This window comes from Glutamicibacter sp. V16R2B1 (assembly GCF_005774635.1).
GTDB lineage: Bacteria > Actinomycetota > Actinomycetes > Actinomycetales > Micrococcaceae > Glutamicibacter > Glutamicibacter creatinolyticus.
This window is the reverse complement of record NZ_VATX01000015.1, coordinates 404,483-417,107: the sequence shown is the minus strand read 5'-3', so window position 1 is coordinate 417,107 and position 12,625 is coordinate 404,483. Positions and strand designations below refer to the sequence as shown.

Sequence of the window (12,625 nt, the reverse complement as noted above, 5' to 3'; positions counted from 1 at the left end):
TCCCGCCGGCGGGCCGCCGCACACACAACCCGTGGTTCACTGGGAGGCATGAACGCATCCGGCACCACCCACAACGCGCAGTCCTACCCCCGGCTCCTGGAGCGCAGCGACCCGTTGGCCCAAGAGCTGCTGGCCCTGGAAGAGCAGTTGCTCTCACCAGCGGTCCGGGGGGCTGCGCAGCAGCTGGCTGTGCTGCTGCACGAGATGTTTGAGGAGGTGGGGGTCTCGGGCCGGCACTACACGAAGGACGAGATCATCGCGCTGTTGGCCACCCAAACGCGCACCGATAATCCCCCGGCCGCCCTGCACGCCCCGAGCCTGTTGGCCTTGTCCGAGCATCAGGTGCTGCTGCGCTGGCAGAGCACCGGGGTGCGTACCGCCCACCGCAGTTCCCTGTGGCAGTTGGAGCGGGGACGCTGGCAGCTGCTGTACCACCAGGGCACCGCCAGTGCCGTTGGCGCGCAGCAGCACTCGACCCCGGCGCCACGCCCGGCCCCAGCCCCGGCAGGACTGGAAGCGACGAGGGCGCGTCTGCGCCCGCTGCGCCCCGCCGACGCCCCGGCGGTGTTGGCCGCGTTCACCTCGGATGCGCAGATGAAGCGCCAGGGATCGGTAAGAACCCTGGATGAAGCCCACGCCTACATCGACCGGCTGCTGGCGTCCCCGCAGGAGCAGCGCCCCTACGCCATCGACGTGGACGGGACGCTGGTGGGCCTGGTGTGCGCGAGCCTGGACCGGGCCAACACGCTGAGCTGGTTCTGGTACTGGGTGGCCGCCGGATACCGCGGCCGGCAGCTGGCCAGCCGGGCCGCGGCCACCGTGGCTGATCACCTGCTCAGCAGTGGCGGCGTGCACCGGCTGGAACTGGGGGCGCGAGCGAACAATCCCGCGTCCCTGCGGGTGGCCCGGGCCGCTGGCTTCATTCAGGAGGGTGTGGAACGCGAAAAGTTCGTCATGGACGGCGCCCGGGTGGATGTGCTGACCTTTGGACGGCTGCGCAGCGACCCGTTCCCGGCCATCGCCGCCCTGGAGCTGGAACCGGCTCCGGGCGAGGCATAGCTGCGCTGTATCCGCGGTTGGCCCCAAGCCGGGGTGCGCGGCCCAGAAAAGACGGGGGCGCCACCGGCATCAGCCGGCGGCGCCCCCTCGCGTTCCTAGTTGTCGACCCGCGTGCTGGTCACCGGCGTGCCCAATTCCACGGTGCGTGAGACCGTGCAGTACTTGTCGTGTGAAAGCTTGATGATCCGGTCAACCATTCCAGCGGCTTTGCGCCCCTCCTCGGTGTCCGGGAACTTCAGGTCGAAGGACATGGAAATGTCCTTCATGCGGCTGGCCCCATCCTCGGTCACCTTGTATCCGGCGGCCTCCACCTTGAAGGTCTCCGGTTCGCTGCGCCGGGTGGTGGCCACATCAACGTCAATTGACGAGCAGCCGGCAATGGCGGCCAGCAGCAATTCGACCGGGCTGAGCAGCCCCTCGCCCTGCCCGAATTCGATGCTGGCTCCGGTTTCGGTGCTGGTGGCGCGGTATTGGCGGCTGGTGGTGCGTTCGACGGTTACCGCACGTAATTCTCGTTTCTCTTCACTCATGACTCCATCCTGCCACTGTCCCCGCTGGGGTCGGAACCGGAACCGGCAAGCCGCAGCACCGTACCGTGGGGTACACCGTCCGTGGTTTCCGCCGGTGCGAACCCCACCGCGCGCAGGAACGCCGCGACGGCATGCTCCGGCTGACCCACCTCGACGTGCAGCTCAAAGCTGAGGCCTTGTGCGTGGCCGATAAGTGCCCGGCCCACGCCACGGCGGCGGTGCTCGTGGTGCACCCAGAGCAGGCAAAGCCGCGCCCCCTCCAGGGCCAGTGTTCCAACAACCTGCCCCTCGCGCTCGGCCACCACCACGCGGGCGTTGCCCAGGTAGACGGCCTCCAGCGCCTGGGCCAGCCGATCCATGTCGGCGGCAGAGACCAACTCGCGTCCGGTTGCAGCCGAAGCCCGCCAAATCTCCAACAGCCCCGGCACCTCGTCCACCGTTGCGATCTCGCGTGTACTGATCATCGCTGCCCCTCCTGTTGCTGCCACCGCTTAACTTCTCCCAGCCAGTGCCGTACCGCGCACACCACCGCGGCCGGTTGTTCCACATGGACGTTGTGTCCGGTCCGCTCAATGACGTGGTGGCTCATCATTGGGTAGCGGCGCTGCAAGAGCCGGGCGTCCTGACTGCCCACAATATGGTCTTGCGCGCCGCTTATCACAACGACCGGGACCCTGAGCTGGGTCCTGCGCCGCACGGGGACCGGGTCAAGGTCATAGCGCTTGGCCAGGCGCGCCATGGCCCGCAGGTTCGCGGATTCCGTTCCGGGCAGGATCTGGGCGGCGAAGCGCCGCCATGTTGCCTCGTTCTGCAGAACTGTCATGGTCCGAAAGTTTTCACGTGCCGGCAGAGGCAGGCGGGCCAGCAGCTGGGTATCTTCTTCCAGCACGGTGCGTGGCGGCAGGGTGCGCTCTTCGGTGCGCGGAAAGACCACCGGGGCCAGCAGCCCGAGCCCGAGGATGCGCTCCGGCATCCGGTCCGCCAGTTCCTGGCAGAGCAGCCCGCCCATTGACTGCCCGAACGCCACGAACCGGCGCCGCCCCAAATGACGGTGTACCCAGTCCTCCAGCCAGTCGGCCAGCTCGGGCAGACCTCCCGGGGAGTGCAGGGACGGGGTCGCGCCGTATCCGGGCAAATCCAGGTAGTGCCGGCGGAAAGCCGGCTCGGCGGCAAAGGCTTGATCCAGCATCAGCAGGTTTCGGTGATCCAGCCCGTTGCCGTGCACGATGACCAGCTCAGGTTCCTGCCCCGCCCCCTGCCCGAAGGTTGCCTCTGGCGGCCTATCCGGCATGGAGTCTAGCGGGCTCAGTTGCCTGGTTGTCTTCTTGGACTTTTCGGGCCACCGCCCACGCCAGCAGGCTTTGGCCGAGTACGTAGGTTGAGATGATCCAAAACCCGGAGACCGGGATTTGAAGATCGGTGAAGGAACGAAACACGATCATCGCGTCGGAGGCGAGGAAGCTCGCCGCACCGGCACCAGCCAGCGGGCCCAGCCCGGTAGCAAGCACGGCCATGGTGCTCAGGGAGATTCCGTAAAGCAGCACCGGGAGCAGGAACTGGCCGGCCTGTGGTGCGCATCGCACGACCAAACCGGCCAGCGCCAGGACGTAGGGCGCCAAACCCCATGGCCGGCACAGCAGCGAGGTCGCCCGGTAGGGCCAGAAGGCGGCGATGTAGGTGCCCTGTGCGGCCAGGAAGGACAGGACCAGTGCGAGAAATCCGGGTTCTGCCCTCACAAAGCGTGGGATGGTGTCCCCCAACCAGGAGAAGACCAGTGCCGCGCTCACCAGCGGCACCAATCGGTGCTGGTGACCGCCGGTGGCGGCATGAAAGGCGGCAGCCAGGGCAGGCATCAGTAGTATTTGGGTCGCATCGGCCAGCAACCCGTCGGGTTCAAAGATCTGCACCCCCAGGTGCAGTGCGCTGCATAGACCAAGCGCACCAACACCAACCCAGACTCCCGGTGCGAGCCGTGAAGCTGCGGAACCCGAACCTGACCGGCCGCGAACACCGTCGCAAAGCCGGTGCTTCCCGGAAATTTCCCCGCACCCAAAGCTGCGCGATCCCACCCAGCGCGGCACGGATTCCTGGTACTCACGGTAGGCCTGGGGGTGAATTTTCTCCAGGGCCCGTTCCTCGGCCGGGATCTGTTTTCGGTCCAGCCACACCCACAGCCCGGCAGCCGGCAGCAGCCCCCAGGGGTTTTGGCGCCATAGTGCATGAGCGGTGACCACACCGGTTAGTCCCAGATACATCGGGTTTCTGGTGAACGCGTTGACCCCGTCGGTGACCAAGACGCTGGATTCCTCCGGCTGGGCGGGATCCAGGGTGGTTCCGGACTGTCGAAACCTTGCCACCGCGGCACCGGCTACGGCTGCTGCGCAGGCGGCCAGCCCAGTCGCCGCGATCTTCATGGTGCGGCTGGGCTGGGACGAGCGCGGCAGCAACCGCTGCGCAGCCACTGCCAGACCGGCGGCCACGGGAGGTATCAGACGGGGCACGTGAGGTAGGTCCATGTCCCTCATCCTACTTCGGTGACGAGGCACCCCAATAGATCCCCGGGTAAATAACTAGTGACTAGTCAGCACGCAAAATTCGTTGCCGGACGGGTCCTGGTAGACCCGCCAGGGCAGTTCTCCCCAGTCTGGGTGCAGTTCCCTGCCGCCCTTCTGACCAATCACGCCCGCCAGGACTGCAGGATCCTCTCCAGGATCCAACCGGATATCCAGGTGCCAGCGGTTCTTCTGCTCCCCCTTGGGCTGTGATTCGGCTGCGAACTCCAGCGTCGGGCCGCGGCCGGATGGGTGCCGCAGTTGGTCGTGCGCTGAATTCGCCGGCCGTTTCCATCCGGTCAGACACGCCCAGAACTCAGCATCGCGCCCCGGCTGGGCCGAGGCCAGCACCACCGTTGCCAAGCCGCCGCGGCTGTTGTCTCTTGCCTCCGATGGTTCAATCGAAAAAGGGTTTCCCTCCGGATCTAGAAACCACCGGGTGGCGTGCTGCCCGATTGCATGACCCGGTGCCTGGGCTGGGGTGCTTGGCTTCCCACCCCGGTGAAGAATCCACTGTTCGGCCTGGGCGCCAGTCCCGGGCCACACAGCGCAGACATGCATTCGTGGCCGCGCGAGCGGTGCCTCGGCAACCGGCTGGAAGCACAGGTCCAGGTAGGCGTCGTCGGCGAATCTCGTGCGGGTCTCGAAGCCCGATGGCGAGTCCGTCAGCTGTTCTGCCTGCAGCAGCTCTTGCCAAAATCTGCCCAGCCGCTGGGGATCGTGTGCGTCGATCACGATATTTTCCAAGAACATGAGCTCACCCTACTCCCCCGATCTTCAGCAAGACAGGGCCACCTTGGGCGCTCAGCCGGCTGCTGATCACTAATACCCCAGGCCCGGATTGCGCGGGCCGGGAGGGGTGTCCTCCACAAATGCCAAGGAGCCAAGGTGTCTGCGGCGCACACCACCTTGGCTCCTGCTGATGAGCACAACGCTCTAGGCTTTGGACCAGATTCTCGTGTTCAGGTTGAAGTCTTCGACTAGGGACAAAAAGGCGACCAGGTCCTCATAGATGGCCTTGGCTACCGCGTAGCCTCCGTCGTTCTTCTTATCGACCTGAAAACTGAAGCGGTCCTCGTCAAGCACGACCGCGAAATACATCCACGAGCCACGAAACGACACGGCGATGTGTTCGGAGTTCATCCGCGCAGCCGCATCGCTGATGGCCAGCATCAGTTGCGGGGTGATCAGATAGCGCGCTTCGGTTTGGTCGGTGGTCCAGCCAACGAAGCGTTCGGTGATGCCGGGATCCTCCAACGTCATCGGCGCCAGACCGGTTTTCGCGGCACTTTCCTCGGTGAAGTTCCGGATGGCCAGGTCGACCGGCCGGCGCGGCAGCAAATAGGTTCTGGAGGTGAACTCCTTGTGAAAGTCCGCCGCGAAGACGATCATCGACGGACCCATCTTCTCGACCGAGCTTTCGAACTGCGCGTATTTTTCCTTCACGGTCTTTCTGACCGAGGCGGGAACCAAACTCAACAGGGAGGAGTTCTGCAATGGGTCGCTCTGGTGCAGTTTCCAGTCACGTCCGTATTGCTCCCGGAGTTTACGCTCTCGAGTTCTGCGGGCCTGACGCTCGAGCCGTTGCTGGGCCTCTTCGCTGAGCTCGACCTTGGAACTCTGCCATTTGACGTCCGAGAGCATGAACTGGGTTTGCCCCAGAGTTCCGATGATGAAATCCTCCTGCGGCGCCCTAGCATCACGAATGAATCCGGCGTTGCTCAGGACGCTGACCGGCATCGATCCCTCCGGCGTGTACTTGGCGCTCAGACCCGCTTCCGAGCCGGTCACTGAAGAAACCCGCAACTGTTGCACCAGCTGCTCGACCATCGGTGCCACCACTTCTTGGGCGTGTTCTTCCGAAGCTGCCTCGAAATGCCTAATGCCGTAAATAACCGAGGGCGCGGCGAGCACGATCGCCAGGACGAATGCAATCATGCCTACGAGCCCGTCGCCGATGAACATGGAGCCCAGGGCCACAACGAACAGCAGCAGAGCGATGATGATCGGGATCATCAACAGCAGGCTCTTGCCTCCCCAGCGCCCCATCCACGCGGTTCGTTGAGAGAGTTCCCCGGCCGACTCCTGCACCGTGGCCCAGACCGTTTCGAAGTCCGGAACTGAAATTCGAGTTTGCTCGCTCATGACTCAAGAAACCCTTCCAGGTCGTACTGGTTGCGCTTGCGCTGATCCGAGAGCTCAAACAGGTCATGCCCGCCAAAGCCCAAAAGCCTGGCAATAATCACCGTCGGGAAGACCTGGCGCGACGTGTTGTAGTCCGTTGCTGCCCGGTTGTACACCCGGCGAGCTGCCTGCAACCGCTCCTCGGTCTCGTTGATGGTGCGCTGCAACAGTTCCACGTTCTGCGTGGTTTTCATCTCTGGATAGTTTTCCAGTGACGCCAGGGATCCCGGCCCGGAGCCCAGCCCCTGAGGCTTCCCTGCCTCCGCCACGATTTTTTGCTGTGCGTCATCCATTGCGGCGTTTAGTTCCGTTTTTTCTGAAACACTCAGCTGCTCGATGGTGCGACCGGTGCGCAGTGAGGTGCTCCCCAAGATGAGGTCCACTTCTTTTTTTACCACTCCCGCGACCGCGTCGGCTTGCGCCTTGATCTGATCAAACCTGTTTTCCAACGCAATATCGATCCCTCGCAGGGATTCTGTGGAGGCGTTCCTCTTCGTCACCAGTCGGTTGTAGACGGCAATGGCCCATCCGATGATGAGAAGCACCAGGACTCCGATGATGATCGCCGGAGCCCAGGAAGCGAGTGATGAGTTGCCCATGAAACCACATCCTTAATAAATCCATCCATAGTGGCAAAACTTCCCAATACGCTACCAAACAAGCACAGGGACTTCAGGAAGATGACGTGACCGCAACGACCCCGTGACCTCCGGGCATTGAAGCTCCCAGCGGATCCGGATGCTTTGGAATAAGAGCCGAAGAGGCGGCAGCAATGGCGTGTCGCCAATCCCTGCCAAGTCAGAAAGTTAGTACTTCCATTGGCTTGTTTCTCCGGCGACAGGTTCAAAGGAACGGGCCTCGGGGTCTGTGCCGTTTGGTGATGCCGCCATGGCCACCCAAATGACAACTACGCCGTGCACGTCGAGAGCATGAAGCTCGTTCTTCAATACAACTGCGGACAATGCGCAAAAAAACGGCCACCCATTCCAGAATGGAATGTGTGGCCGCTTCTCCTCACGGAAAGGGCCTTGATTCAGGCATTTTCCCTTACGATCGACGCTGGCGTAAGCAAGGCCGATCAGCGGAAGGTTGTTCGGGGTACGGCTACCGGATCCACTTGGTCAGGGCGTCTGCTGAGACCCCGGCCAGCCACTTCTGCCACAGTGGACCGAAGGACACACGGCGCACTCCAAGGGAAGACAAGGCCGGTAGGTCACCCGCGCCATGGCCCTTGACTGGATCGGCGGTGACGTTGAGAGGCACGCTCACGGCTTCCGCCAGCTTGCGGACCTGATCGGCGGTGCTCAGCCCCACCGGATAGACCGAGCGGGCACCGGCCTGTTCCATGAGCTTGATGCGCTCGGCGGCCTCTGCCAGCGGATCGGAGAACACGTCGGTGCCAAGTTTGACCGCGTCGGTGCGCCCGTTGATCACGAACGCGACCCCTGCCTCGTCGGCGGCCTGTCGAGCTGCGGCGATGTAGTCCGCATGTTCCTGGCGTTCCCGGACGCGTTTTCCTTCCGAATGCACCACGTCCTCGATGTTGGCGCCCACGGCGCCGACTTCCAGCAGACGCTGAATCAGCTCAGCCGGCTCCAGACCGTATCCGGATTCCACATCGGCGCTCACCGGCAGGTCGACCGAGTCAACGATGCGCTTGACCACCGCCAGGTAGTCCTGGAAGTCCATGTTCTCCCCGTCGGAACTTCCGATCGCGTCGGCCACGGGGTGGCTTCCGACGGTCAGTCCCTTGAAGCCGGCATCAGAAGCCATCTTCGCGCTCCACGTATCCCACACCGTGGGCAAAACGATCAGCTCGTTGGATGCGTGGGCATCGGCGAATACTTGAGCAAGCCGTGTTACGTCGGACATTTGATTCTCCTTCAGTTGGCTCAACAATCGTCAGCCTACCAGCCGGCCCACCAGGGGAATATGGCGCCAACCGGCCCGGTGCCACACCACGGCCACGAGGAGCACATGCGGCACATATTGCTCGGCCGATCCCAGCTCGATACTCTGCCGGTGTTCGGACAGCAAGAACTCATGGGTTGCCGCAACGGCGCTGCGCCACACGGTAACCCGCTGCGCGAATTCTTCGAGTTCCCACTCCTGCCGGATCACGACATCGTGGTACGCAGGCGCCATCATAGGACGACGTCAGCAGCCTCCCGGTTCACTGCGCCGCATTCCTGCAGCCCGACCATGGCAAACCCTCCCCTATCGACTCAAATCCGCGACCAGTCGCTGTGCCAGTTCTGCAGCGGACTTTGGATTTTGCCCAGAGTACAAGTTGCCGTCAACCACAACATAGGACCGCAACGGCAACCGTCCCTTGCTGTAGTTCACCCCCATTTCCTTCAGCTTGTCCTCCAACAGCCAAGGAGCCTTGCGGGCGAAGCTATTGAACAGCTCCTCACGGTTCGAAAGCCCAGTCATCCGCCGTCCCCTGAAGGGAGAATGTCCCGCCTCATCGACGGTCGCCAGGACCGCGGCCGGGGCGTGGCAAAGCAGTGCCAAAGGCCGACCGGACTCCAACCGTTCCCGCAGCAGTTCCCCAGATCGATGGTCGTAGGCCAGATCCTCCATCGGACCATGGCCTCCGGGGTAAAAGACAAGGTCGAAGTCATCAGCGGAAACCTGCTCAAGATCCACCGGCTGTTCCAGGACTGCAGACACGCGGGCCAGGTTCCGGCGCATCTTCTTGGTTGTTGAAGGCAGCCCGCCAGCCAGGCCCAGGCTGAGCTCATCGACCACCGGGGTTTTGCCGTCCGGCGTTGCCACGCCACCGACAATATCTTTGAGACAACAAAGTTCATCATGCGCTTCCCGGATTATAAGGTCACTACCTACAGTGAAGGGCTCAAGGCAATCCGCGAGGAATCCAATGCCATCCCGGGTGGCGGCACCAGGTAGAACAGTCCAAGACGTAGGCGCTGAGTCCGGCCCCGCGCCAGCAGACTTCCCGAGCTTAGGATTCGTTATTCAAAGTGCACCGCCGCGGTCAGACTCGGATGACTCAGCCTGAACCGCGCGCACCCTGCCGTTCGTACATAATCGGTGCGATAATCCTGAGACGACCGGCGAGCGCGCCGCTGACCGACGGGCTCGAATCCAAATGGCATAAGGGTGACCCGTGAACACTGCCCAAGACTTCCAGCTGCGCGACGGACGCCGTACCAAGATTCATTTCTCTGGATCCCGGGAATCGGAAGCAAGAACGCTGGTCATGCATTATGGAACGCCGCATAGCGGGCAGCACCCTTCACCCCTCGTAGGATGCGCTACCGATCTCCAGCTCCGTCTGGTCTCGGTGACACGGCCTGGTTTCCCCGGGGCTGAACGTCGGACCGGACGCACCGTCGCCGACAGCGCCAAAGACGTCATCGAAGTAGTCGACGAACTGGGGATTGAGCATTTTGCCACCGCCGGATATTCCGGTGGCGGGCCCCATGCGCTCGCACTGGCGGCGTTGCTCGGCGAAAGGGTCACGGCAACGGCAGCGTTCGCCAGCCCGGCGCCTTTTGATCCGGCACCTTCCTGGTTTAAAGGCATGGCCGGCGGGGGTGCCGGATTGCGGGCAGCAGCACAAGGTGTTGAGGCCAGAACGGCGTACCAGAGTACCGCCGAATTCCCTGCGGACAGCTTCACCGCGGCGGACTGGCAGGCCCTGTCTGGCCGTTGGGCCAGCATAGGTCAGCAGGCACAAGCTGCAGCCGACGAAAGTGATGATGGGGAGATTGACGATGATCTCGCCTTTGTTTCGCCCTGGGGCGTGGACCTGGCCGGGGTGTGCGGGGCGGTGGATCTCTATCAGGCAGTGGACGACCATATCATTCCCCTGCATCACGTGGACCTGCTCGCCTCGATGATCCCACAGGCCAGGATTCACAAGATGCACAGTTCCGGACACGTGGCCGTCCTGGATGAACTCCTGCCGTGGATGCGCAGCCTGGTCGCAGATTAGTGCGCCGCGTATGTGGCCCGGCCCGGCCGGTATTGGCGCCGGCCCCAGGAATGTAGGCTAATGAGAATGCGCCCGATTCTTCCCGCCGATTGGTCTGCCTGGCGCGCGCCCTCTCCACTGGGTGGCCGCCGGCCCGACCGGTCCGATCTTGAGCATGCCCTTCGCTCCGACCTAGGCAGGGACGATGTGCTGCCCTACCCGACGGACGAGCAGTCCGCCGGGATGTTGCAGCTGCTCATGGTGGGCATCAATCCCAGCCCCTGGACCTCCGCCGTCAATGCGCCGTTTGCCCGGCCGGGAAACCGGTTTTGGCCCTCCTTGCACCTCGCTGGCCTAACCGGTCGGCTGGTGGATGCTTCCCGGGGCCTGGTCCCGGAAGATGAGCGGATGCTGGCCGAGCTGGGGTTGGGCATCACCAATCTGGTCGAGCGGCCCACCGCCCGGGCCGCCGAGCTCGCGGCCGCTGAACTGCGCGAGGGGGCATCTCGGCTCGTTGAACGGGTGCAGGTGCTGCGTCCCAGCGCCGTTGCCGTATTGGGCATCACGGCATTTCGGGCCGCGTTCGAACTGCCACGGGCCCAACTGGGCGAACAGGACGTCTCCGTCATTGACCGCTGGCCCACGAATGTTCCGCTTTGGGTGGTGCCCAACCCCAGCGGCCTGAATGCTCACGAAACAACGGCGAGCCTTGCCGAGAAGTGGCGCCAGGTGTTGGCGGCAAGCACCGCGCGGTCCGCGTCATCCCGGAGAGATGTGGTTGACCGATGAAGCGAGAAACTGATCGACAGGAGAGCTCTTAAAGTCCAGTGATCAGTGTGGCAGCGTTCTCCAAAGCTAGCGGAATAAGCGTGTAATAGGCCCATGTTCCGCGCTTTTCGCGTGCCAGCAGACCGGAATCAACAAGGATCTTCAAGTGGTGTGAGACAGTCGGCTGACCCAGCTGCAACGGCTCGGTCAGATCGCAAACACACGTGCCATCCGCCGGTCCGTTCTTCACGATCGAGAGCAGGCGCAACCGGTTAGGATCAGCCAAGGCTTTCAAGACCCGGACACGTTCCTGGGCAGCGACTTCACTCAACACCTCAACGGCAGGCGCAGCGCAGCACGCGGCCTCAGCGGCCGCCGCGCTCATGGATGTTGCGGTCATGCAAGCGCACTCCATCTAGATTGACAATCTTCGATGCAAACAATCATACTCGAACCGAAACTGAATATCGATGAATATCAATATTGCGTAAGGATGTGTTCGTGTCTTCACCGACCACGTCGCAGACTCAACAAGTCTCCGGCAAACTCTCTACCCTTGACCGCTTCCTGCCCGTCTGGATTCTGCTGGCCATGGGCCTGGGACTGGGGTTGGGCCGACTCATCCCTTCTTTCGGGCAAGCCGTGGATTCGGTGCAGGTCGCCGGAGTCTCCCTGCCCATCGCTTTAGGACTACTGGTGATGATGTACCCGGTCCTGGCCAAGGTGCGCTACAACGAAACCGGACACGTCCTGGCGGACAAGAAGCTGATGATCACCTCCCTGGTGATCAACTGGCTACTGGCCCCAGCCTTCATGTTCCTGCTGGCCTGGGTTTTCCTTCCCGACCTGCCTGAATACCGTACCGGGCTGATCATCGTCGGGTTGGCACGCTGCATCGCCATGGTGTTGGTCTGGAACGACCTGGCCTGCGGCGACCGGGAAGCGACCGCGGTGCTGGTGGCGGTCAACTCGGTGTTCCAGGTCTTCGCGTTCGGCCTGCTGGGCTGGTTCTACCTCCAGGTCCTGCCCGGCTGGCTGGGCCTGCCCACCACCAGCGCCGAATTCTCCGTCGGGGCCATCACCCTGTCGGTGCTCGTGTTCCTCGGGATCCCGCTGCTGGCCGGATTCCTCACCCGCACCTTCGGCGAGAAGGCCAGGGGACGCGACTGGTATGAGAACACTTTCCTGCCGAAGATCGGCCCCTGGGCACTCTACGGGCTGCTGTTCACCATCGTGCTGCTGTTCGCGCTGCAAGGGGACACCATCATCAGCAAACCCTGGGACGTGGCCCGCATGGCGCTGCCGCTGCTGGTGTACTTCGTGGTGGTGTTCGGCGCGGGGATGATCATCGGCCGCGCACTGAACCTCGGCTATGAACGCACCACTACCCTGGCCTTCACCGCAGCCGGCAACAACTTCGAGCTGGCCATCGCGGTGGCTATCGCGACCTTCGGAGCCACCAGCGGCCAAGCCCTGGCCGGTGTCGTCGGCCCGCTGATCGAAGTACCGATCCTCGTCGCCCTGGTCTATGTGGCGCTCTGGTCGCGCAAATTCTTCCCCACCGCATCTCTGCCGTTGAAGGGCTAAAC

The 12,625-nt window shown here is 63.2% G+C and carries 15 protein-coding genes; 4 read left to right on the top strand and 11 right to left on the bottom strand.

Annotation, left to right across the window (positions count from 1 at the left end; translation table 11 throughout):
• Positions 1 to 48: 48 nt before the first annotated feature.
• The gene (locus tag FDN03_RS12055) at positions 49 to 1,059 is read left to right on the top strand and encodes a GNAT family N-acetyltransferase (RefSeq protein WP_138177377.1); all 1,011 of its coding nucleotides are present in this window, start codon (positions 49 to 51) and stop codon (positions 1,057 to 1,059) included.
• A gap of 95 nt (positions 1,060 to 1,154) precedes the next feature.
• On the opposite strand, the gene FDN03_RS12050 is transcribed toward FDN03_RS12055, so the two are convergent.
• From FDN03_RS12050 to FDN03_RS12005, 10 genes are all read right to left on the bottom strand, one after another.
• Positions 1,155 to 1,589: an OsmC family protein gene (locus FDN03_RS12050; protein WP_138177375.1), complete on the bottom strand. Its 435-nt coding sequence runs from the start codon at positions 1,587 to 1,589 to the stop codon at positions 1,155 to 1,157.
• On the bottom strand, positions 1,586 to 2,053 hold the full coding sequence (locus FDN03_RS12045; RefSeq protein ID WP_138177373.1) for a GNAT family N-acetyltransferase: 468 nt from the start codon (positions 2,051 to 2,053) through the stop codon (positions 1,586 to 1,588). Before FDN03_RS12045 ends, FDN03_RS12050 begins: the two co-directional genes overlap by 4 nt.
• Positions 2,050 to 2,880, bottom strand: a complete 831-nt coding sequence (locus FDN03_RS12040; RefSeq protein ID WP_138177371.1) for an alpha/beta hydrolase — start codon at positions 2,878 to 2,880, stop codon at positions 2,050 to 2,052. Before FDN03_RS12040 ends, FDN03_RS12045 begins: the two co-directional genes overlap by 4 nt.
• Positions 2,870 to 4,105, bottom strand: coding sequence for a lysoplasmalogenase family protein (locus FDN03_RS12035; protein ID WP_138177369.1), 1,236 nt, complete (start codon positions 4,103 to 4,105; stop codon positions 2,870 to 2,872). The genes FDN03_RS12040 and FDN03_RS12035 overlap by 11 nt, the downstream gene beginning before the upstream one ends.
• Positions 4,106 to 4,159: 54 nt before the next feature.
• Positions 4,160 to 4,894, bottom strand: coding sequence for a VOC family protein (locus tag FDN03_RS12030; RefSeq protein ID WP_138177367.1), 735 nt, complete (start codon positions 4,892 to 4,894; stop codon positions 4,160 to 4,162).
• A 183-nt stretch (positions 4,895 to 5,077) separates the two neighbouring features.
• Positions 5,078 to 6,286: a DUF3137 domain-containing protein gene (locus FDN03_RS12025; RefSeq protein ID WP_138177365.1), complete on the bottom strand. Its 1,209-nt coding sequence runs from the start codon at positions 6,284 to 6,286 to the stop codon at positions 5,078 to 5,080.
• Complete coding sequence (locus FDN03_RS12020; protein WP_138177363.1) at positions 6,283 to 6,924, bottom strand: LemA family protein; 642 nt, start codon at positions 6,922 to 6,924, stop codon at positions 6,283 to 6,285. Before FDN03_RS12020 ends, FDN03_RS12025 begins: the two co-directional genes overlap by 4 nt.
• 505 nt (positions 6,925 to 7,429) lie before the next feature.
• On the bottom strand, positions 7,430 to 8,197 hold the full coding sequence (locus FDN03_RS12015; RefSeq protein ID WP_138177361.1) for an isocitrate lyase/phosphoenolpyruvate mutase family protein: 768 nt from the start codon (positions 8,195 to 8,197) through the stop codon (positions 7,430 to 7,432).
• Positions 8,198 to 8,227: 30 nt separating this feature from the next.
• The gene (locus FDN03_RS12010) at positions 8,228 to 8,446 is read right to left on the bottom strand and encodes a hypothetical protein (RefSeq protein WP_138177359.1); all 219 of its coding nucleotides are present in this window, start codon (positions 8,444 to 8,446) and stop codon (positions 8,228 to 8,230) included.
• A 96-nt stretch (positions 8,447 to 8,542) separates the two neighbouring features.
• Positions 8,543 to 9,106, bottom strand: coding sequence for a type 1 glutamine amidotransferase domain-containing protein (locus FDN03_RS12005; protein ID WP_249354530.1), 564 nt, complete (start codon positions 9,104 to 9,106; stop codon positions 8,543 to 8,545).
• Between the two features lie 352 nt (positions 9,107 to 9,458).
• On the opposite strand from FDN03_RS12005, the gene FDN03_RS12000 reads away from it, so the two are divergent.
• Both FDN03_RS12000 and FDN03_RS11995 read left to right on the top strand, forming a co-directional pair.
• Positions 9,459 to 10,289, top strand: coding sequence for an alpha/beta hydrolase (locus tag FDN03_RS12000; protein WP_138177357.1), 831 nt, complete (start codon positions 9,459 to 9,461; stop codon positions 10,287 to 10,289).
• 66 nt (positions 10,290 to 10,355) lie between these two features.
• Positions 10,356 to 11,057 carry a mismatch-specific DNA-glycosylase gene (locus tag FDN03_RS11995; RefSeq protein WP_054820697.1) on the top strand — a complete coding sequence of 234 codons (702 nt, stop codon included), beginning with the start codon at positions 10,356 to 10,358 and terminating at the stop codon, positions 11,055 to 11,057.
• Between the two features lie 28 nt (positions 11,058 to 11,085).
• Here FDN03_RS11995 and FDN03_RS11990 read toward each other — a convergent pair whose 3' ends face one another.
• Entirely contained in the window at positions 11,086 to 11,436 is a 351-nt protein-coding gene (locus tag FDN03_RS11990; protein ID WP_138177355.1) for a metalloregulator ArsR/SmtB family transcription factor, read from the bottom strand.
• A 101-nt stretch (positions 11,437 to 11,537) separates the two neighbouring features.
• Between FDN03_RS11990 and arsB the strand changes: the two genes are divergently transcribed.
• Positions 11,538 to 12,623, top strand: a complete 1,086-nt coding sequence (gene arsB, locus FDN03_RS11985; RefSeq protein WP_138177353.1) for an ACR3 family arsenite efflux transporter — start codon at positions 11,538 to 11,540, stop codon at positions 12,621 to 12,623.
• The last annotated feature ends 2 nt before the right edge of the window (positions 12,624 to 12,625 follow it).

Excerpts from the sequence above, each read along its gene's own strand:
- FDN03_RS12045 (WP_138177373.1), bottom strand. The coding sequence starts at position 2,053 with ATGATCAGTACACGCGAGATCGCAACGGTGGACGAGGTGCCGGGGCTG.
- FDN03_RS12040 (WP_138177371.1), bottom strand. The coding sequence starts at position 2,880 with ATGCCGGATAGGCCGCCAGAGGCAACCTTCGGGCAGGGGGCGGGGCAG.
- FDN03_RS12015 (WP_138177361.1), bottom strand. The coding sequence starts at position 8,197 with ATGTCCGACGTAACACGGCTTGCTCAAGTATTCGCCGATGCCCACGCA.
- FDN03_RS12055 (WP_138177377.1), top strand. The coding sequence starts at position 49 with ATGAACGCATCCGGCACCACCCACAACGCGCAGTCCTACCCCCGGCTC.
- FDN03_RS12035 (WP_138177369.1), bottom strand. The coding sequence starts at position 4,105 with ATGGACCTACCTCACGTGCCCCGTCTGATACCTCCCGTGGCCGCCGGT.
- FDN03_RS12025 (WP_138177365.1), bottom strand. The coding sequence starts at position 6,286 with ATGAGCGAGCAAACTCGAATTTCAGTTCCGGACTTCGAAACGGTCTGG.
- FDN03_RS12030 (WP_138177367.1), bottom strand. The coding sequence starts at position 4,894 with ATGTTCTTGGAAAATATCGTGATCGACGCACACGATCCCCAGCGGCTG.
- FDN03_RS11990 (WP_138177355.1), bottom strand. The coding sequence starts at position 11,436 with ATGACCGCAACATCCATGAGCGCGGCGGCCGCTGAGGCCGCGTGCTGC.
- FDN03_RS12020 (WP_138177363.1), bottom strand. The coding sequence starts at position 6,924 with ATGGGCAACTCATCACTCGCTTCCTGGGCTCCGGCGATCATCATCGGA.
- FDN03_RS12050 (WP_138177375.1), bottom strand. The coding sequence starts at position 1,589 with ATGAGTGAAGAGAAACGAGAATTACGTGCGGTAACCGTCGAACGCACC.
- FDN03_RS11995 (WP_054820697.1), top strand. The coding sequence starts at position 10,356 with ATGCGCCCGATTCTTCCCGCCGATTGGTCTGCCTGGCGCGCGCCCTCT.